Annotated in this window: 19 protein-coding genes; all 19 read left to right on the top strand. The window is 66.4% G+C overall.

Annotated features, from left to right (window positions below):
* Nucleotides 1–5: 5 nt before the first annotated feature.
* The gene (locus PMI14_RS02845; protein ID WP_007849263.1) at nucleotides 6–986 is read left to right on the top strand and encodes a substrate-binding domain-containing protein; all 981 of its coding nucleotides are present in this window, start codon (nucleotides 6–8) and stop codon (nucleotides 984–986) included.
* A gap of 133 nt (nucleotides 987–1119) precedes the next feature.
* Nucleotides 1120–2133: a sugar phosphate isomerase/epimerase gene (locus PMI14_RS02840; RefSeq protein ID WP_007849262.1), complete on the top strand. Its 1014-nt coding sequence runs from the start codon at nucleotides 1120–1122 to the stop codon at nucleotides 2131–2133.
* 15 nt (nucleotides 2134–2148) lie between these two features.
* Nucleotides 2149–3324, top strand: coding sequence for a Gfo/Idh/MocA family protein (locus tag PMI14_RS02835; protein WP_007849260.1), 1176 nt, complete (start codon nucleotides 2149–2151; stop codon nucleotides 3322–3324).
* A 22-nt stretch (nucleotides 3325–3346) separates the two neighbouring features.
* Nucleotides 3347–3910 carry a sugar O-acetyltransferase gene (locus tag PMI14_RS02830; RefSeq protein ID WP_035202112.1) on the top strand — a complete coding sequence of 188 codons (564 nt, stop codon included), beginning with the start codon at nucleotides 3347–3349 and terminating at the stop codon, nucleotides 3908–3910.
* A gap of 111 nt (nucleotides 3911–4021) precedes the next feature.
* Nucleotides 4022–4210: a hypothetical protein gene (locus PMI14_RS33320; protein WP_007849255.1), complete on the top strand. Its 189-nt coding sequence runs from the start codon at nucleotides 4022–4024 to the stop codon at nucleotides 4208–4210.
* A complete protein-coding gene (locus PMI14_RS02825; RefSeq protein ID WP_158279170.1) occupies nucleotides 4210–5544 on the top strand; it encodes a methyl-accepting chemotaxis protein in 1335 nt (444 codons plus the stop codon). Before PMI14_RS33320 ends, PMI14_RS02825 begins: the two co-directional genes overlap by 1 nt.
* Nucleotides 5545–6134: 590 nt before the next feature.
* On the top strand, nucleotides 6135–6977 hold the full coding sequence (locus PMI14_RS02820; RefSeq protein ID WP_007849251.1) for a prepilin-type N-terminal cleavage/methylation domain-containing protein: 843 nt from the start codon (nucleotides 6135–6137) through the stop codon (nucleotides 6975–6977).
* Nucleotides 6978–6998: 21 nt separating this feature from the next.
* Nucleotides 6999–7835 carry a type II secretion system protein gene (locus tag PMI14_RS02815; protein ID WP_007849248.1) on the top strand — a complete coding sequence of 279 codons (837 nt, stop codon included), beginning with the start codon at nucleotides 6999–7001 and terminating at the stop codon, nucleotides 7833–7835.
* A gap of 63 nt (nucleotides 7836–7898) precedes the next feature.
* Entirely contained in the window at nucleotides 7899–8825 is a 927-nt protein-coding gene (locus tag PMI14_RS02810) for a type II secretion system protein (protein ID WP_007849247.1), read from the top strand.
* Nucleotides 8826–9329, top strand: coding sequence for a hypothetical protein (locus PMI14_RS02805; protein WP_007849244.1), 504 nt, complete (start codon nucleotides 8826–8828; stop codon nucleotides 9327–9329).
* Nucleotides 9326–10642 (top strand): hypothetical protein, encoded by a 1317-nt coding sequence (locus PMI14_RS02800; protein WP_007849240.1) that lies wholly within the window; start codon nucleotides 9326–9328, stop codon nucleotides 10640–10642. Before PMI14_RS02805 ends, PMI14_RS02800 begins: the two co-directional genes overlap by 4 nt.
* The gene (locus tag PMI14_RS02795) at nucleotides 10639–11238 is read left to right on the top strand and encodes a hypothetical protein (RefSeq protein ID WP_007849237.1); all 600 of its coding nucleotides are present in this window, start codon (nucleotides 10639–10641) and stop codon (nucleotides 11236–11238) included. The genes PMI14_RS02800 and PMI14_RS02795 overlap by 4 nt, the downstream gene beginning before the upstream one ends.
* Before the next feature lie 135 nt (nucleotides 11239–11373).
* Nucleotides 11374–13197: a pilus (MSHA type) biogenesis protein MshL gene (mshL, locus tag PMI14_RS02790; protein WP_007849235.1), complete on the top strand. Its 1824-nt coding sequence runs from the start codon at nucleotides 11374–11376 to the stop codon at nucleotides 13195–13197.
* A complete protein-coding gene (locus PMI14_RS02785; RefSeq protein ID WP_007849230.1) occupies nucleotides 13194–14156 on the top strand; it encodes a tetratricopeptide repeat protein in 963 nt (320 codons plus the stop codon). Before mshL ends, PMI14_RS02785 begins: the two co-directional genes overlap by 4 nt.
* Nucleotides 14153–15712 carry an ExeA family protein gene (locus PMI14_RS02780; RefSeq protein ID WP_007849218.1) on the top strand — a complete coding sequence of 520 codons (1560 nt, stop codon included), beginning with the start codon at nucleotides 14153–14155 and terminating at the stop codon, nucleotides 15710–15712. The genes PMI14_RS02785 and PMI14_RS02780 overlap by 4 nt, the downstream gene beginning before the upstream one ends.
* On the top strand, nucleotides 15696–17438 hold the full coding sequence (locus PMI14_RS02775) for a GspE/PulE family protein (RefSeq protein ID WP_007849214.1): 1743 nt from the start codon (nucleotides 15696–15698) through the stop codon (nucleotides 17436–17438). Before PMI14_RS02780 ends, PMI14_RS02775 begins: the two co-directional genes overlap by 17 nt.
* A 22-nt stretch (nucleotides 17439–17460) precedes the next feature.
* Nucleotides 17461–18738 (top strand): type II secretion system F family protein, encoded by a 1278-nt coding sequence (locus PMI14_RS02770; RefSeq protein ID WP_007849213.1) that lies wholly within the window; start codon nucleotides 17461–17463, stop codon nucleotides 18736–18738.
* 104 nt (nucleotides 18739–18842) lie between these two features.
* Nucleotides 18843–19430 carry a hypothetical protein gene (locus PMI14_RS02765; protein ID WP_007849211.1) on the top strand — a complete coding sequence of 196 codons (588 nt, stop codon included), beginning with the start codon at nucleotides 18843–18845 and terminating at the stop codon, nucleotides 19428–19430.
* Entirely contained in the window at nucleotides 19427–20248 is an 822-nt protein-coding gene (locus PMI14_RS02760; RefSeq protein ID WP_007849202.1) for a type II secretion system protein, read from the top strand. Before PMI14_RS02765 ends, PMI14_RS02760 begins: the two co-directional genes overlap by 4 nt.
* The last annotated feature ends 21 nt before the right edge of the window (nucleotides 20249–20269 follow it).

The raw sequence follows: 20269 nt of genomic DNA, 5'->3' as shown, positions 1-20269 counted from the left end.
GCATCATGAACAGCCAACTTTCTTTCACCCGCCGCCTGGCCCTCTCGGCCGTGGGCGCCGCAGCCGCGCTGGCCCTGGCCGGCTCTGCCATGGCGCAGGCCAACAAGGTCGTGGTGGGCGTGGCCATTCCGTCGGCCACACACGGCTTCACGGGCGGCATCGTGTACTGGGCCAACCAGGCCAAGAAGGACCTGGAAAAAGCCCACCCCGGCCTGCAGGTCATCGTCAAGACGGCCGGCGGCGCGCCCGAGCAGGCCAACCAGCTGCAGGACCTGGTCACGGTCAACAAGATCAACGCCCTGGTGATCTTCCCCTTCGAATCGGCCGCGCTGACCAAGCCCGTGGCCCAGGTCAAGGCCAAGGGCGTGTATGTGACGGTGGTAGACCGCGGCCTGACCGACACCAGCGCGCAGGACGCCTATGTGGCCGGTGACAACACCGCCTTCGGCAAGATCCCGGCCGAGTACATCGCCAAGGCGCTGAACGGCAAGGGCAATGTGGTGGCCATGCGCGGCATTGCCACCACGCTGGACAACGAGCGCATGGACGCGTTCAACGCGGTGCTCAAGAACCACCCCGACATCAAGCTGCTGGACGCCAAGTACGCCAACTGGAACCGCGACGACGCCTTCAAGGTCATGCAGGACTACCTGACCCGCTTCCCGCAGATCGACGCCGTGTGGGCGGCCGACGACGACATGGCCGTGGGCGTGCTCAAGGCCATCGAGCAGGCCAAGCGCAAGGACATCAAGCTGGTGTTTGGCGGCGCCGGTGCCAAGGGCATGATCAAGACGCTGGCCGACGGCAGCAACCCGCTGATCCAGGCCAACGTGTCGTACAGCCCCAAGTTCATCTACGACTCGATCAAGCTCACGGCCGAGGCGCGCATCAAGGGCGACAAGCTGCCGCCCACGACCATCATTCCTTCGGTGCTGATCACCAAAGAGAATGCCAAGAGCTTCTACTTCCCCGACTCTCCCTTCTGATCGGGACGCCTGATGGGGGCCTTGGGCCTCCATCGCAGCGGCCGTGCCATGGCCGGCCGCTGCGCCAAGGTCGATTGTTGCGATGGGCCGCCTGACCCAGCACGCGCTGCCCCCATTTCCTGGAGCCCTACCCATGCCAAGACCCGTCACCCTCTTCACCGGCCAGTGGGCCGACCTGCCGCTGGCCGAGCTGGCGCCGCTGGCACGCAGCATGGGCTACGACGGCCTGGAGCTGGCCTGCTGGGGCGACCACTTCAATGTGCAGCAGGCCCTGGCCTCCCCACAGTACGTGAAGGAGAAGCATGCCTTGCTGGCCCAGCATGGCCTCTCGTGCTTTGCCATCGGCAACCACCTGGTGGGCCAGGCCGTGTGCGACCGCATCGACGAGCGCCACCAGTCCATCCTGCCGCCCCATGTGTGGGGCGATGGCGACCCCGAGGGCGTGCGCCAGCGCGCGGCCAGCGAGCTGGCCGACACGGCGCGTGCGGCGGCGAAGTTCGGCGTGAAGACCGTCACGGGCTTCACCGGCTCGTCGGTATGGCATGCCATCTATGCCTTCCCGCCCACCAGCCAGGCCTACTGGGACAAGGGCTTTGCCGATTTTTCCCAGCGCTTCGGCCCGATCCTCGACGTGTTCGAGGAGCATGACATCAACTTCGCGCTCGAGGTGCATCCCACCGAGATCGCCTTCGACATCGCCTCGGCCGAGCGTGCCATTGCTGCCGTGAAGGGCCACCGGCGCTTCGGCTTCAACTACGACCCGAGCCACCTGGCCTACCAGGGCGTGGACTACGTGAAGTTCATCCGCCAGTTTGCCGACCGCATCTACAACGCCCACATGAAGGACGTGTGGTGGGGCAAGGGCGATGGCACGGTGGGCGTGTTCGGCGGGCACACCAGCTTTGGCGACGCACGCCGCCACTGGGACTTCCGCAGCGTGGGCCGCGGCATGATCGATTTTGAATCCATCATCGTCGCCCTCAACGACATCGGCTACCAGGGCCCCCTGTCGGTGGAGTGGGAGGACAGCCGCATGGACCGCGTGCATGGTGCCACCGAGAGCGCCGCCTTCTGCAAGCGGCTCGACTTCAAGCCCGCCGCAGGCGCCTTCGACGCAGTGTTCGCCCGCGACGAGCAACCAAAATAACCAACAAGGCATTCCATGTCCTCTGAACGCAAGCTGCGCTACGCCATGGTGGGCGGCGGCAACGGCGCCTTCATCGGTGCGGTGCACCGCAAGGCCATGGCGCTGGACGGGCAGTTCGAGCTGGTGGCCGGCGCTCTCTCGTCCTCGCCCGAGCGGGCCCGCGCCTCGGGCGCCGCCCTGGGCCTAGCCGACGACCGCAACCACGGCAGCTGGCAGGACCTGCTGGCCGACGAACTGCGCCGCCCGCTGGGCGAGCGCATCGACCTGGTGAGCATCGTCACCCCCAACCATGTGCACCACCCGGTGGCCCTGGCCTTCGTGCAGGCGGGCTTCCACGTGGTGTGCGACAAGCCGCTGGTGCACACCAGCGCCCAGGCCGATGAGCTGGTGGCCGCCGTGCGCAAGGCCGGCACCGTCTTCGGCGTGACCTACAACTACACCGGCTATCCCCTGGTGCGCGAGGCGCGCCACCTGGTGCAAAGTGGCGCCCTGGGCACGCTGCGCAAGGTCACGGTCGAGTACAACCAGGGCTGGCTGGCCACGGCGGTGGAAGAGGGCGGTGCCAACAAGCAGGCCGACTGGCGCCTGGACCCCGCGCGCAGCGGTGCCGCAGGCACCATGGGCGACATTGGCTCGCATGCCGAGAACCTGGCTGCCACCGTGACCGGCATGGAGCCCGAATGGCTGTGCGCCGACCTCACCGCCTTCGGCGCCGGCCGCCGGCTCGATGACGACACGCAGATGCTGCTGCGCTATGCCAATGGCGCGCGCGGCGTGATCGTGGCATCGCAGGTGGCTGCAGGGCTGGAGAACGACCTGCGCCTGCAGGTCTCGGGCACCCTGGGCACCATCACCTGGCGCCAGGAGGACCCCAACCATCTGGTGCACTCGCCGGTGGACGGGCCGCGCCGCATCCTCACGCGCGGCGCGCCCTGGCTCAGCCCGTCGGCGCTGCGCGCGGGCCGCATCCCCTCGGGCCACCCCGAGGCCTTCATCGAGGCCTTTGCCAATGTCTACCTGGGCGTGGCCGCCGACATCCGCGCCCATGCGGCCGGGCAGCCGGCCGACCCGCTGGCGGCCGACTACCCGCGGGTGGAAGACGGTGCCCGCGGTGTGCGCTTCATCGAGCGGGTGATCGAGTCTGCGCGCAGCGAACGCAAGTGGACAGCCCTGGCCGGCGCGAGGGCTTGAGCGCCGGGGCCAGAATGGCCCCATGACTTCTTCTGAAAAAAGCAAGATGATTGCCGGCGCCCTGTACCAGGCCGCCGACCCCGAACTGGTGGCCGATCGCCTGCGTGCCCGCCAGCTGTGCCATGCCATCAACCACGCCAGGCCCGAGGCGGCTGGCGAACTGCAGTCCCTGCAGGCGCAACTGCTGCCTGGCCAGCCTGCCAGTGTGCAGATCACGCCGCCTTTCCACTGCGACTACGGCTACAACATCACGCTGGGCGAGGGCGCGTACTTCAACTTCAACTGTGTGGTGCTCGACGGCGCGCCGGTGCGCATCGGCGCGCGCACGCTGTGCGCGCCCGGCGTGCAGATCTACACCGCATCGCACCCCCTGTCGCCCGCCGAGCGCGCCACCGGCATCGAACTGTGCCTGCCCGTGACCATTGGCGAGGACGTCTGGATCGGCGGCGGCGCCATCATCTGCCCCGGGGTGACCATCGGCGACGGTGCGGTGATCGGTGCGGGCAGCGTGGTCACGCGCGACGTGCCGCCCCGCGTGCTGGCGGCGGGCAACCCGTGCCGGGTGATTCGGGAGCTGCCGCAATAGGTCATTACAAAATGGCACATTTACCGCTTATGAACTATATTGATTTAAGCGCTGTTCCCTGAGCCCCTGTGCGCAGCGGGCTCTTCACGTCCACCTTTTCAGGAGACGAGCATGCCCCTGTCGAATCTGCGTGTCGGTTTGCGTCTGGGCCTGGGTTTTGGCCTGTTGCTGCTGCTGGTGCTGGCCATGGGCCTGTTCGCGGTGAACCGGGTCAACCGGGTGCAGGGCAGCGTGGTTGACCTGGCCACCAATTGGCTGCCGAGCACGCAGCAGCTCGCGGGCGAGCCGAGCTGCAGATGATGCTGGGCGGCGATGCCAAGACCATCCAGGACGAAAGCGCGCGCATCGACAAGCAGTGGACCCTGGTGCCCAAACTGCTCGAGGCCTATGCGGGCACGCTCTCGGATGGAGAGGAAAAGCAGCTCTTCGAGGCTTTCAAGACCACTGTGGGCCGCTACAAGGACACCCAGGGCAAGCTGCTGGCCCTGCTGCGGGAGGGAAAGACCGACGACGCCATGGCCTTCCTGCGGGGCGACTCGCGGGTTGCCTTCCGCTCCACCACCGATGCCATCGGCAAGCTGGGCACGGTGAACGACGCGGGCGTGGAGCAGGCCAATGTGGCCGGTGCGCAAAGCTACCGCACCGTGCTGTGGGGCATCTGGCTCATGATGGCGGCCGCGCTGGCCATGGGGGCGGCGGTGGGCTGGCTGCTGACGCGTTCGCTCACCGTGCCGCTGAGCTTTGCGGCCAGCACTGCCGACCGCATTGCCGATGGCGACCTGACCGGCGAGTTGCGCTCCACGCGTGGCGACGAGCTGGGCGACCTGCTGCGGGCGCTGGCGCGCATGCAGGGGGCGCTCAATGCGTCGGTGAGTGATGTGCGGCGCAGTGCCGACAGCATTGCCGTGGCCAGCCAGGAAGTGAGCAGCGGTGGCCACGACCTGTCGGTGCGCACCGAGGCTGCGGCGGCCAGCATCGAGCAGACCTCGGCCGCGCTGCAGCAGGTAACCGATACCGTGCGCCAGAGCTCGGCGTCGGCCCAGCAGGCGCACCAACTGGCCTCAGCTGCGTCGGAGGTGGCGGTGGCGGGCGGCGAGGTGGTGGCCCGCGTGGTGAGCACCATGGACGGCATCCAGACCTCCTCGCGCAAGATCGGCGACATCATCGGTGTCATCGATGGCATTGCGTTCCAGACCAACATCCTGGCGCTCAATGCGGCCGTGGAGGCTGCCCGCGCGGGCGAGCAGGGGCGCGGTTTCGCCGTGGTGGCCACGGAGGTGCGCACCTTGGCACAGCGCAGCGCACACGCTGCCCGTGAGATCAAGCAATTGATCGTGAGCTCGGTGGACCAGGTCGAGGGCGGTGCCAGGCTGGTGGGCGAGGCGGGCCAGACCATGGACAAGGTGGTGGGCTCGGTGCAGCGCGTGAGCAGCCTCATCGGTGAGATCGCCAGCGCCATCGAGGAGCAGAGCCAGAGCGTGGTCGAGGTGAACACCGCCATCTCGCAACTCGACAGCATGACGCAGCAAAACGCCGCACTGGTGGAGCAGTCGGCCGCGGCATCGGAGTCGCTGCGCGACCAGGCCGGGCGCCTGACCGAGGTGGTGGCGCGCTTTCGCCTCAAGGGCGCCTGACCGCGCAGGCGCGGGGACAGGTTCTTAGGGCCTTGCCACCAGAGCGCTGCGAACCTCTTCTGGCCAGGGAGTTCCTCCTTCGCCTGTTGTTCGGCGCCTTTGCACAGGCCTGTATCCCGGGCCGCTGACAAGAGGCTCTTTCCCTTTCGCATGGCCTGTGCAACAGGCTGCATGCGGTGTCGCGCATCCCCATTTTTGAATCGCGCAGGTGCTTACCAGATTTTTTGGCGGGACCAGGTCGATTCACTGTGCAAATGCGATAGATGAAATCTATCAAAAACAGTACTTATTTGTTTCTTTTGTGTTTCGTTGTCTCTCTAATACATAAGCACTATGGCCAATTGCCAGGCGATGGGGGATGCTTCGCTACCGCTTCGAGAGATCTGAAAAAAGCCTGTTCTTCCTTGGATTTGCCTATGAAAACAGCCTTTTTCAACAGTGCAGGCCAGTGCGATCGGGATTGAAAAAAACGGCCAGAAACCACCCAAACGATGGATTGTTTTTTTCTTGACTTCAGTTAGGCATTGTTTACAGTCGTTACATTCAGCAATCTTTTTTTTGTATGCCTTTTTTCAACGCCTGAGGACACCATGCGACCATTTTTTTCCGTCCTGCCTTCGCGGCGCAAACATGGCTCGGCCGGCCAAAAGGCTGCACAGGGGGGCTTCACCCTGGTGGAACTGGCGGTCGTTCTGGCCGTCATCGGCCTGATCATCGGTGCCGTCGCCATCGGCAAGGACGTGCAGCGCAACGCCGAGTACACCAAGATCAAGAACAAGTTCATCGATCAGTGGGAGCAGGCCTACAACCAGTACTACCAGCGCACGGGCGTGGTGGTGGGTGATAGCCAGGTGGCGCCACGGATCATGGTCAACGGCACTGCCTTTGGCACGGTGGCGGTGCCTGCCGTTGCACCTTTGTCTGGCGGCGACATGAGTCTTGCTGCTGTCAATGCACCGGCGCCTGTCTGCGAGCGTGCTCCCGTGGCGGACGTGCGTGCCGGTGCCGTTGCAGGCCAGCTTCGTACCCTGATGACCCAGGCCGGGGTGCGTTTGCCCCCAGGCCGTGCTGAGGGCCAGGAAGACCTGTACGTCTACACCGATACCAATGGCAACCCCCAGGAAATCCAGATCTGCTTCCAGTGGAACAAGCCATCGACGGCTGCCGGTTCGGGCAACGTGATGGTGATCTCTGGCCTGACGCCTGACCTGGCCCGCATGCTGGACCAGATGATCGACGGCAAGCCCGATGAGCAGGAAGGGCGCTTCCGCAGGCAGGGTATCGCCAACGGCACACCCAACCAGCCGGGCCTGCAATGGATTGTCAACAACACCTCCGGGCAGGGCGCCGTACCCGCCGCACCGGCGGACGGCAATTCGCGCGATGAAGAGCAGGTCATCACGCTGACCGCCATCTACAAGATGAACCAGTAAGCCGCGCCAGGGAACACCATCATGAAAAACTTCTTCAAGAAACCCCAACGTGGCCTGCGCTCGGCGCGCCAGCAAGGCTTCACCCTCGTCGAACTGGCGGTCGTTCTGGCCGTCATCGGCCTGATCATCGGTGCTGTCGCCATCGGCAAGGATGTGCAGCGCAATGCCGAGTACACCAAGATCAAGAACAAGTTCATCGACCAGTGGGAGCAGGCGTACAACCAGTACTACCAGCGCAACGGCGTGGTGCTGGGCGATAGCCAGACGGCTCCGCAAAACATGGTCAACGGCGCTGCATTCATCGCTGCCGCCGCCAAGCCTGGCGATGTCCGGTCCGGCCGCGATATGACTGGAGCGACGGCTCCATCGGCCATTTGCCGAGGTGCAAAGGGCCAGAACATGACCCGCGCTTTCGATACGGATGTGAACCGTGATCTGCGCACGCTGATGACACGTGCCGGTGTCCGGATGCCCCCAGGCCGTGCCGAAGGCCTCGAAGACCGTTATGTATACCTCGACAGCAACGGCAATCCCCAGGAAATCCAGGTGTGCTTCCAGTGGAACAAGCCGATGGCTACTGGTGCGGGCGTCGGTGATGTGGGGGATGGGGCGGGTAACGTCATGGTGATCACCGGCCTGACACCTGACCTGGCCCGTTCGCTGGACCAGATGATCGACGGCAAGCCCGATGAGCGCGAAGGCCGCTTCCGCCGGGAGGGTGTTCTGAACGGTACCCCCAATGTGCCTGGCCAGGAATGGAACCGCACCAACCGCGACAAGATCGGCACCAACAACAACGAGAGCCTGGACGAAGACCAGGTGGAAATCGTCACCGCCATCTACCGCATGAACCAGTAACTGGTAGCAGCCTTGCTACCGCTTTTCTCACAACCCATCACTCACACCTCGTCGGAGATTTCGATGAAACAGATGCAATCGTTTCGCAAGCTCGGCCGCAAGGTCCAGCAAGGTTTCACCCTGGTCGAGTTGGCCATCGTGCTGGCCGTCATCGGCCTGATCATCGGTGCCGTGGCCATCGCCAAGGATGTGCAGCGCAATGCCGAGTACCAGAAGGCGATCAACAAGTTCGCCTACCAGTGGAAGATGTCCTACGACCAGTACTACCAGCGCACCGGTGTGGTGGTGGGCGATTGCCAGCAGGCCCCCACGTACATGATCGATGGTTCCGAAACCTCGATCAACAACAGCAATGCCTGCGCCCGCGCGGGGTCCATGGCCGTGCCCGGCATTCCCGCCAGCTTCACCAACCGCGGTGCCAAGATCTGCGCTGGCCAGGGCTATGCGGCAGACACCGTCGGCCAAGGCGACAAGGCGCTGGCAGGCCTGAACCTGCGCGAGCTGATGACACGCGCCGGTGTGCGCATGCCCCCCGGCCGCGGTGAAGGGCACGAAGACCGATTCCTGTACATCGACTCCAACGGCAACCCTGCCGAGCTGCAGGTCTGCTTCCAGTTCAACGACGCTGGTGTTGCCAGTGGCGCCGGCAACGTGATGGTGATCCGCGGCCTCACGCCCGATCTGGCTCGCTACATGGACCAGGTGATCGACGGCAAGCCCGACTCCCGCGAAGGCCGCTTCCGTATCCAGGGCCGTCCGGCCCACCAGACAGCTGCGACCGAAGCCAATGCGCCCGGTACCCAGTGGGAGGCCAACAACACCCAGGGCGTGGCCATCAACGTGGCGGGCAACAGCACCCAGATGAACACCAGCGACACGCGCCAGGCGGTGATCAATACGTCCGGCAGCGCTGGCGGTACGACGGATGGCCGCAAGCTGGACGAGGACCAGGTCATCCTGCTGACCGCCCACTGGATCATGGAGCAGTAATTGAACGGCACCCGTACCGTCAAGCTCGGGGCCCTGGCCCTGGCCACCGCCTTGCTGGCGGGTGGCGCCTGGCTGGCGCAAAGTGGGCTCAAGCGTCTGGCGTTCGAGCGCCAGCAGGCGGCCCAACTGCGCCAGAGCCTGGACAGCGCCCGCAGCCTCATGCCCGAGGTGGAGCAGCGCGAGCGCCTCATGCAGTCGCTCAAGCAGGTGGCGCAGCAGGTAGACCGCCTGGGGTTCGACCCCGCGCAGTGGGGCGAGCGCAAGCTGCGTCGCACGACCGGGCCCGCCACCCGCGTGGAGGCTGCGCAGTTCCTGGGCGAGCTCGGCCGCGGCGGCGCGGGATCCATCTTCGTTGCCGATCTCTTCGAGGTCGCCACCCTGTCACCCGAAACGGGTCTTTTCCAGATGCCGCAACCGGGTGACAAGGGGCTGACGCTGGGTGCCAGCGGCACGCTGTACTTCCAGACGGTTTCCGTCGCCCCACCGCCCAGGACGATGCCATGAGCGCTGCCGCCGAACATGTTTACCGCGTCGCCAATGCCGGGTGGGTGCATTGCCATGGCCACCAGGCGCAGGATGTGCCTGCCTGGCCCCGGCTCACGCACACCGCGCTGGTGGTGCTGGACCTCGACGACGTCTTCACCGATGTCTGGCGTTTCGAGGGCAAGTCCGAATACGCCACGGCGCTGATCGAAAAGCGCGTGCGCACGCAGGGCCTGGTGGAGGGCTCGGCCCACATCATCATGCACCGCCTGCTCAAGGTGCCTGGCGGCTTCCAGGCCTTCTTCTCGGCGGTATCGCTGGACCTGTGGCAGCGCAGCTCGCAGTGGGCGCAGGAGCAGAACGACCACTGCCTGGTGATGACCACCGGTGGCCTGCTGTGCAATGGCGTGGACGTGGGCCAGGCGCGCCTGCTGCTCTCGCAGCGCCGCCTGATGTGCTTTGCCCAGAGCGAAGAGGGCATGGTGTTCGCGTCTACCCAGGCGCTGGGTTCGGGCGCGTCGGCCATGACCAGCTCTGCCCAGGTGCTGGTGGCCAACCAGAGCGCCTTGCTCAGCCGCCTGGGTCCCGATGCAGTCGAGTGGGGTGCCTTGTGGAGCACCCAGCCTGCCGATGGCGAGATCTGCGTTGCAGCCTTGCAAGGGGTGCTGGGTAGCGCACCGGTGGTGATGCAGGCGGCGGAGCTGTCGCTTGCCGGCGAACGGGTGCAGACGGTGATGCCCGTGCTGGCACGTGACGCGGCAGGCCGGCATGCCCTCAATCCCCTTTCGGAGCGGGTGGCCTGGCGTGCGGAACGCTGGGTGGCATCGATCACGGCGCTCACGGCGGTGGTGGGCGGGGCCCTGGTCGCCCTGGGGGCGTTCACCAGCCAGCAGGCCGACGCCCAGCGCGACGAAGGTCAGAGCCAGCGCGCGCAGCTCGCGGCAATGCAGCAACGCATCCAGGCGGTGAGCACCATTCAGGCCCCGCAGCAATTGCTGCCGGTGGCGGACTTTTCACGCACGCTGGACGAGGGCGCCCGCTACGACCCCATGGCCTTCCTGGCCGTGCTCAAGGCCTCCACGGGCAGTGACATCCGCATCGTGCGTGTGAAGCTGGAGGCGACCCAGCAGAACCAGAACCCGAACCGCGCGCGGGCCTTCCGCGTGGATGGCGTGGTCGCACCCGGCGCCTCGGCATCGGTGACCCGCTGGGTGAGCCTGATGTCCGCCGCCGGCTGGACGCTCAAGGCCATGGATCCCGCCGAGCCGTCCCAAGGCGCTTTCTCCTATGAACTGGTTGCCAAGGCTGCCGCACCCGGGAACATGAAACCATGAAATACGCAGCACTGCTCTTGAATGTGGTTGCCGTCGCGTTGCTCGGATGGGCGATGTACGGCGTGGTGCAATTGGTCCAGGCCCGCACGCCCAATGTGCGTCCGCCCGAGATGTCGCTGGCCGCCCTGCCCGAAGCGCTGCGCACCGACCAAACGCGCGTGGCCGAGGCTTTCGACGCCATGGCCCGCATCCAGAAACAGACCGCTAGCCGGGGTGTGGATCCGCAAACCCTGATCGCGCTGCCCGCGCCGGGACGCGAAATCGTCGGCAGCGTGCAGATGCCCGCGCGCTCGATGTCGCTGCACCTGGACAACCTGGCCGCGGAAACCCAGTCCGTCGTGATCGACGACCGCCTGGCCCGCCAGGGTGCGCGCTTGCCCGAAGGCGGCCGTATCACCAAGGTGGAGCCCAACCGGGTCGTGATCTCCGAACGCCTGGGCCGCCAGACGCTGACCTTGCCCGAGGTCGGGCTGCGGGTGGGAACGCTGCGCTGGCCCGATGGTTCGCTGGCGAGCATCAGCAGCCAGCAGTTCAAGGCCGGTGTGCCCGGGACAGCCCCGGACAACGTCCAGGGCCCCATCAGGAGCTTGCCGTGATGAACGCAGGCAAGGCCGTGTCCCTGTTCTGCTGTGGCTTGTGGATTTACCCGGCCGCCTGAATTTCGCGCGCAGAAGAACGAACCCATTTTCAAGAAATCCATGACTCACCCAAGCGGTGCCAAGGACAGCGATATGACCCATCCTCCGATCTTCAAGCCCCTGGCCCTGGTGTGTGCCGCGCTCATTCTCAGTGGGTGCGCCAACAATCCGCCGCGCAGTGCCTCCAGCCTGCCCGCGCCGGACACCGAAGCCGCTGACCGGATGCGTGAAAACGCCGTGCAGGAGGCCAAGCGTCTGCTGGAACACCAGCAACTGCTGCTGGCGGAGCTGAACAGGCCCGCCCCAGCACCGGTGATCGCACCGATGGCACCCGTGTTCGATCCCCTCGAAGGCAAGTTGATCAACGTGGCCATGTCCAAGGCCAGCATCAGTCAGATCCTGGGGGCGTTTGCCGATGCCGGCAACCTCAACCTGATCGTGGACCCCAACGTGCTGCGCGGCGGTCAACTGGCCGACATGTACCTGCGCCAGGTGACCCTGCGCGAAGGCTTCAACGAAGTCATGCGCACCTACGATGTGGCGGGCGAGTTCCGCGGTAACACGCTGCGGGTGAGCCTGACCGAGGAAAAGTTCTTCTCGCTCAACTTCCTGAACACCAAGTCCAGCATCCAGATGGGGTCGGGCGGCAATGTGTTCGGCAGCAGCAATGGCGGCGGCGGTGGGAGCAGCGGCGGAGGCGGTGGTGGCTCCAGCGGCGGCTCGGGCGCCCAGCAGGGCAGCCTCACCATGTCGGGTTCCGGCGGCAGCTCTGCCGATCCCTACGCCGACGTGGCCAGCGCGCTCAAGGCCCTTCTGGAAGACGATGTCAAGGACCGGCTGGAACAGCAGCAGCAAGGCGCAAACGTCCAGGCGCCGGGCTATACCCCTACCACGCCCTCTGCCTGGACAGGGACGCCACCCCCCAACGGAACCGGCGCGTCGAACGTGGCCCGGGGTCCCGGGGCACAAGGCCCGTCGGTGACCACAATCAAGGAAGAGGGCGGTTTCACACTGAACCCGCAGACCGGCACGCTCTACGTCAAGGCGCGCCCGTCCAAGATGCGTACGGTGGAAAAGATGCTGGCCCAGATCCACAAGGTGCTGGGCAAGCAGGTCTATGTCGAGGCACAGCTGATCGACGTGCAACTGGGTGACAACTTCGAGTTCGGCGTGGACTGGACTTCGCTGCGCAGCCGCCTGGCCACGGGCTTCGGCTCCTCGCCTATGCAACTGGGCGGCAGCAACGGCACGCTGCCCAACGCGGGCAACGGCTACCCTGCACGCGCCATCTCCATCCCTGCCGCGCTTATCGGCAGCCTGACCGGTCCTGCCTTCGGCGCGTCCTACCAGGGCAGCAACTACGGCATCGTGATCAACGCGCTGCGCGCCTTCGGCAACCTCAAGGTGCTGTCCAATCCCAACGTGCAGGTGCGCAATGGCACGCCGGCACTGCTGTCGGTGGGCACCAGTTCGCGCTACGTATCGCAATCGGCCTCCACCCAGACGGTACCCGGTGGCGGCGCATCCACCACATCGTCGAGCGTGCAGACCGATACGGTGTTTTCGGGCGTGATGGTCGGCGTGCTGCCCATGGTGCGCGAAGACGGCCGCATCGAGCTGCTGCTCAACCCGATGCAGAGCGATGTGGATCCGGCCAGTCTGCAGCTGGTGGCGGTGGGGGGCGAGAACCTCATTTCGCTGCCCAAGGTCAGCTACAAGGGCCTGACAACCACGCTCAATGTCGGTGATGGCGACGTGGTCGTGGTGGGCGGGCTGATCGACCAGCGCAACTCCAACAACGACCGTGGTGCCCCAGGTGTTTCCGACGTGCCGCTGCTGGGCAAGTTGTTCGGCAACGAGAACAAGGTACACAACAGCCGTGAGCTGGTGATCGTTCTGCGGGTGCGTGTGCTATGAGCCTCATCCACGACGCACTGAAATCCATGGACGCGCCTGCCGCGCCGGCCCCTGCTGCGCCCGCAGTGGCGGTGGCACGGCCATGCGCAGCCACCGCTCCGCGCGGCGGTCGCCCTGCATGGCTCGACGGTGCACTGGCCTTCGCCATCGTGGTGGCGGCCGGTGGGCTGGGCTGGGTGTACTGGCAAAGCCAGAGGCAACCCGCGCCCCTGCCACCACCCGTGGCAGCGGCTGCCGCACCGACCCCGCAGATGGCACCGCTGCCCCAGGCCGAAGTGCCTGCCGCAGCTGCGGCCACCGCGGTGGTGGATGCGCCTGTGGCGACCGCACAATCCTTGGCAGCCACGGCGGTCGCCACGCCGGCCCCGGCGCCCCAGGCCATTGCAACGGCACCTTCCGTGCCCGCACCCGCGGTGCAAGCGGCGGCAGTCGTTGCTGCCCCTGCGCCTGCCGTCGTGGCACAGGCCGCCGCCGGCCAGGCCGATGTCCGTCCGGCAACGCCTCGTCCCGCTGCAGCGCCGCGCCCCGCCCGCACACCCCGTGCCGAGGTCCAGCCGGCGCAGGTGCAAGCGCCCGCGCCCGTGGTGGACGATACGCCTGTGGAGTTGCGCTTTGCGCGCTTCGTGGCTGCCATGAGGAACAATCAGCCTGCCGACGCCGAGCGAGAGCTGTCGGCCCTCAAGGCGCGCCTGCCCGCAGGCTCCCTGGGATTGATCCGTGCGCAGGCCTGGTTCGATCTGCGCGCCGGCAACGATGCGGCCGCAGCCGAGCAGTACCGCGCCATCCTGGACCGCATGCCCGGCGATGAAGAAGCCGCCATCAACCTGGCCAGCATCCACAGCCGTAGGGGCAAGCCCGAGGAGGCGCGTGCGACGCTGGACGCGGCACTGCGCCTGTCCCCCGACTCTGCTGCACTGCGCTCGGCCCTGGCCCAGTTCACACCCAATGCCCGCCAATGAGCACCAGCCCTGTCTACGCGACGCTGGGTTTGTCGCGCAATCCCTTCCCTCCCACGCCGGACGCGGGGTCGTACTTCTTTACGCCCCGATTGGAAGAGGATTTCGCGGAGGTCGCGCACTGTATTGAGGCACGCAAGGGTTTCGTGCTGCTGACCGGCGAGGTGGGGCTGGGCAAGAGCACCATGGTGCGGCGCCTGCTCGATACCCTCAAGGACAAGAACTGCCGTTCGGCCCTGATCCTGAACACCTTCCTGCAGGACAGCGCACTGCTCTCGGCCATCCAGAGTGACTTCGGCCTGCCTCCCAGTGACTCGGTGGAGCAGGGCCTTGCCCGGCTGACGGAGTTCCTGATCGAGCGCCACCAGGCCGATGAAACCAGCCTGCTGGTGATCGACGATGCGCAGAACCTGAGTGTGCAGTCGCTTGAACTCGTGCGTCTGCTGTGCAACCTCGAGACAGGGCAGGAAAAGCTGCTGCAGATCCTGCTGGTGGGCCAGCCCGAGCTCGAAGAGACCCTGGCCACGCCCGAGCTGCGCCAGCTCAAGAGCCGCATCGTCAAGCACGCCCGCCTGTCGGGTCTGCAAAAGGACGAGATGCCCCGGTATTTTGATTTCCGCGTCAATGCGGCGGGGGCCGAAGGGCGCCTGTCCATCGAGCCCACTGCCGTGGACCTCGTGCACCGCGTGACGCAGGGCAACCTGCGCCAGATCCATCTGGTGCTGGACCGCTGCCTGTACGGTCTGGCCAGCACGCGCGGCTCGGTGATCACCGAGGCGCTGGTGCAGCGGGCCGTATCGGACATGCCCGCCCTGGGCGATGACGCCGCCACGATCGCTGCCGCCGTCGCCGTGGTGCGCCCGCGCCGCCGCTGGGCCTGGATCGCTGCCGGCCTGGCGGCTGGAACCACGGCCACCGTGGCCCTGGCCAGCTGGGGGCTGTCGTCGTCCGGCGGCGGTGCTTCACCGGCGGCCGATAGCGCGGCAAGGGCACCCCAGGCTGTTGCACCCAAGGCCGAGTCCGATGCACCTGCTCCCATGGCAGCGCCCGCGGCGCAGGCCCCTGCAGTCGCGCAGCCTGTGACAGCCGTGGCCGCATCTGCTGCCGCCGAGCCTCCTTTCGCGGCTGCGGCCTCCGCACCCGTGCCTGTGGCCGAGGTCACTCCCCGCATGGCCTGCGAAGCCCAGCTCAAGGCCGCCGCCACCGCCGACGATGTGCTGCAGGTGCAGCGCCTGCTGCAGCCCCATGCCGCCAACGCGCTCAAGGCCAGCCCCCGTGTCTGCCGGTTCACCGAAGGCAAGGATGCCTGGGTGGCCTGGCTCGGTCGCAGCGAGGCGCGCCACATCCTGGCCGCCCAGCAGGCCACGCGCAACGTGCAGGTCAAGCTTAAAGGCCTGGGCCTGCTGGATGCGCGCGAGCTGGACGATGGCTTCTTCGGCTCCAAGACTGGGGAGGCGCTCGCCCGCTTTCAGCAGCAAAACGGTCTGGCCCCTACAGGCAAGCCAGACGACCTGACCTTCTTTATTTTGGAGCAGCATCCGCATGTATCCGCCCGCTGAAACCGTGATGGACAACGCCAGTCTTGATTTGCCGCCCGGCGCTTCCGCGGTGGAGCGTCTGGCTGCCCTGCAGGAGAAAAGCCCCTCCCTGGGCTCCGCCCTGGTGAGCGCCGGTGTCGTCTCGCCCGTGGCGATCGACTACGTGCTGCAAAAACAGAAGATCGAGAAGGTGCCCATGGGCAACCTGCTCGTGGAACTGGGCTTTGCCAGCGCCAACGAAGTGGCACGCCAGCTGGCCGGCCAGCGCGGGCTGATGTTCATCAACGCGGCCGAGATGCCCGAGCCCGACCCGGCCGTGGCCGCGGTCTTCAACCGCTCGCTGTGCCTGACCTACGGCTTCTTGCCCGTGCGTGAGCACGAAGGCCAGATCGAGGTGGTGCTGGGCGATGCCCAGCCCGACGCCGTGCGCGAACTGGTGCTGCGCAAGCTGGGCAAGTCCTGCCATTTCTTCCAAGGCGAGTTCGACAGCGTGGCCCAGGCCATCCAGCAGCACTACTACTTTGCCGACAACCCGCCGACCCGTCTGGTCGAGAGCGAGGTGCGCAAGCTCGAAGCCGACATCGACCGCGCCTACAGCCCCGCCCGCCTGCTCGAGCACATGCTGCACCTGGCCGTGCGCGAGCGCGCCACCGACATCCACCTGGCGCCCACCGCGCGCAGCCGCTCGGTGCTGCTGCGCGTGGACGGCGTGCTGCGCCCCGTGTTCGCGCTGTCGCCCGCACTCGACCGCCTGGTGGTCTACGTCAAGCTGCAGGCCGACATGGACGCCAGCGAGCAGCGCCTGCCGCAGGACGGCAGCTTCACCGCGCAGGTGATGGAGCACAACTACACCATCCGCGTCTCCACGCTGATCTCCGAGTTCGGCGAACGCATGGTGCTGCGCCTGCTGCCCGAACGCAGCAGCCTGGACAAGCTGGCCGACCTGGGCTTTCTGCAGGAGGACGTAGCCGTGATGGCCAAGGCGTTTTCCAAGCCGCACGGGCTGATCCTGATCACCGGCCCCACCGGCTCGGGCAAGAGCACCACGCTGCACGCCGCGCTGCGCATGCAGCCGCTGATCGAGCGCAACGTGCTCACCGTGGAAGATCCGGTCGAGTACCGCGTGCCCGTGGCCTGCCAGACTGAGGTGAACCGCCGCGCAGGCTATGAGTTCGCCAACGCCATGCGCCACTTCCTGCGGCACGACCCCGACATCATCCTGGTGGGCGAAATCCGCGATTCCGAGACCGCGCGTGCGGCCCTGGATGCATCGTCCACCGGCCACCTGGTGCTCTCCACCCTGCACGTGGGCAGCATCTTCGGTGTGATGCCGCGCCTGAAGCTGCTGGGCGTGGACACCGAGACCATCGCCGAAAACCTGGTCGCCGTGATCAACCAGCGCCTGGTGCGCCGCATCTGCCCGCACTGCGCCAAGCCCCGCCTGGCGACGGAGGACGAGCGCCGCTGGCTGGGCCTGACCAACCCCGACTCGGCGCCGCAGGTGTTCCACGGCGTGGGCTGCCACCACTGCCGTGACTCGGGCTACCTGGGCCGGCTGCCGGTGTACGAAATGCTGGTCGTCAACCGCGACCTGGCCGACGCCATTGCATCGGACGCCACGCGTGCCGAGATTCGGCAGCGTGCCATGGGGGCGGGCATGCGCCCCATCCTGACCCTGGCGCGCAACCGCGTGCTGGCAGGGGAGACCACCATGGACGAGATCCTGCGCACGGTAGGCGAGGACTGAACCGTTTCGGCGGACACGACCCATGGCCTCATCCCTCAATACCTACTACTACCGCGTGCTGCTGCCGCATGGCGGCGTGCGCTCGGGCCTGCTGCGCCTGGCGGTCAAGCGCGAGGTGTCGGTGCGCATGCGCATCGAGTCGGACACCGACGGTACGGTGCTCAGCCTGTTCCGCTTCCCGGGCTGGATGGCATTCTTCTCCGAGATGCTCATGCACCTGTTTCGCCGCCAGGTGCGCGGCGAAGACCTGGCGGGCTTCCTGCGCGACATGGGTCTCATGATGCGTGCCGGGGTGCCTGCTTTGGATGCGCTGCAGACCCTGGTGGACGAAAGCGACACCAGCGAGAACCGCGCCATGGCCTACGTGGCGCGCAACATGCTCGACGACCTGAACGCCGGCGTGGGCATGACCGAGGCCTTCAACCGCCACCCCGACGTGTTCCCCGAGACCGTGCGCAACCTGGTCTCCATCGGCGACCAGACGGGTACGCTCGACCGCATGCTGGGCGAGGCCGCCGAGCATGTGGAGCGCATGATCAACATCAAGCGCGACATCAAGACCGCGCTGATCTACCCGGCCTTCGTGTTCAGCACCATCATCGGCGTGGCGATCTTCTGGATCTACTACGTGGTGCCCAACATGGCCCGGCTGTTCAAGCAGATGCAGGCCAAGCTGCCGCCCATCACCGAAGGCCTCGTCTCGTTCGCGAACATGCTCTCGACCCACCTGCCCTGGGTGTTGCTCGTCGTCGCCGTGGTCGCCATCACGGGCACCGTGCTGTTCAAGCGCTCGGAAAGCTTCCAGCTGGCCACCTACAACCTGCTGCACCGCCTGCCGATCTCGCGCACGCTGCTGGTGTCTTCGGGCATGGCGCACATGACGGAGCACCTCTCCATCCTGGTGCGGGCCGGGGTGGACCTGGTGTCCAGCCTGCGCATCCTGGGGCGTGCCACCAAGAACCGCTACTACCGCACCCGCCTGATCCAGGTGGCCGAATCGGTGTCGCGCGGCGAATCGGTGTCGTCGTCGATGCGGCGCGTGGGCGGCTTCCCGGCCATGGCGGTGCGCATGATCTCCGTGGGCGAGGAGTCGGGAAGCCTGGACCAGCAACTGGCCCATCTGGCCGAGGATTACCGCAAGCGCCTGGAAGTGGTGGTCAAGTCGCTGGCCGAAATCCTGAAACCCGTGATCATCCTGATTGCCGGTGCGTTGTTCCTGTTCCTGATCGTCGCGCTGCTGCTGCCGGTGTATGACCTGGTGCGGCAGTCGGTGGGGCACACCCTCGGGGGTGGGCAATGATGCGGTCGGCCGATTTTTCGATCCTGGCGCGAGAAACTGCGCCTGGATGCTCTGGAAACTGTTCTTTTGACGAGGTCTGCCCGTTATGCCGGGCAGGGCACTGAATGCGCAAGGAAGTACTGATCGGCACGGGCCTGGGCCTGTTGTTGCTGGCCGTTTTGGCTGGTGGCATGTGGATCTCTGGACGCTTGCCCGAAAACACGGAGCCCCCGGTGGTGGTGGCCCCGCGTGCGGTAATCACCCCAGTCGCCTCGGCACCTGCCGTCCTCAAGGCGGCTGACGCCGCTTCGCAGGCGCAGGTCCAGGAGCGTCGCCGGCGTCTGGCCGAAGTCCGCGCGGAATTCAATGCACTGCGCGCGCAGGGGATGCAGGCATCACCCGAAAAGATGAGGGCCTTGGTGGACGAGCTGGAGGCGGCGTCTCCTCCGGGATTCGATCCGCGTTATTTCCAGGCGCTGCGCAGCATGCTGGACAGCAGCGCCAAGGTGCAGGCCCTGAACGCCGAGCTGCAACGCATGGGCCAAGGTACCTCCCCCAAGGACATGGCGCGAAAGGAAGCCATCCTGGCCGAACTGCGGGTCATCGGAGAGCGCGTCAGCACCGATGCGCGCAACCTGCAGAGTTACGTCCCAGCGGGCGTAGCCGCGCCGGCTGCGGCCTCGTCGTCCTTGCCAGGAGGGAAGGCGCAATGACCTCCCGGGCATCCTGTCGGCACACCGGTCGGTGGCACCAAGCAGCGCAGGGCGGCTTTTCCATGGTGGAAATGGCCATTGCGCTGGTGGTGGCCGGACTGATGTCGTGGGCTGCCTTCAGCGGTTATGAAACCGTCACTGCCCAGCAGGAGATCGAGCGCGGCCGGGCCGAGGCTGAGCAACTTCAGTCCATCGTGCGGGCCTTTGCGCTGCGCCATGGCCGGCTGCCATGTCCTGACTCGGATGCGGTGGCCGATGGCTATGAGAACCCGCCGAACGGCAACTGTGCCGCCGGCAACCAGGTGGGTTGGTTCCCCTACGTGAGTATGGGCCTGCCGATGCCTACGGACAAGTTTCTCGCTCGCTATTCAGTGTTCCGGGCTGCTAACCTCGCCGACCCTGGGAGGGATGCCGATCTTGCCGTGGTCACGGAGCGTACGAGGGATCCAGATCCTGCAGTGCCCGGTAACAGTTCGGTCCCGACTTACCGTGACGTCACTGACCTCATTGCGGGCCTGAACAATGCGTCCAACACGGCCATAGTGCCGTTCTCAGCGGCCAGAACATACCTCACGGGCGATGCCGGCGTGGCCGGCGCCATCGACTGCGCCGCCAACCAGGTCATGGCCGCCGCCTACTGGCTCATCGTGCCGCTGCAGGACAGGAGCGGCGACGGCGATCGCTTCGACGCCCCTCACACACCCGGCAGTGCCTGCGCCGCCAGCCCTTCGGCACCGCTGCGCTTTGGCTCCGACGACGTGGTCGTGGCCGAATCCCCCGGCCAACTGGCCGGCTGGCTCCGCAGAAGCCTGCCCTGAGTGGCACTTGCCTTGATTGAT

The organism is Acidovorax sp. CF316, assembly GCF_000276605.1.
Taxonomy (GTDB): domain Bacteria; phylum Pseudomonadota; class Gammaproteobacteria; order Burkholderiales; family Burkholderiaceae_C; genus Acidovorax.
The sequence above is the reverse complement of the archived record's forward strand: the minus strand, read 5'-3'. Positions and strand labels throughout refer to the sequence as shown.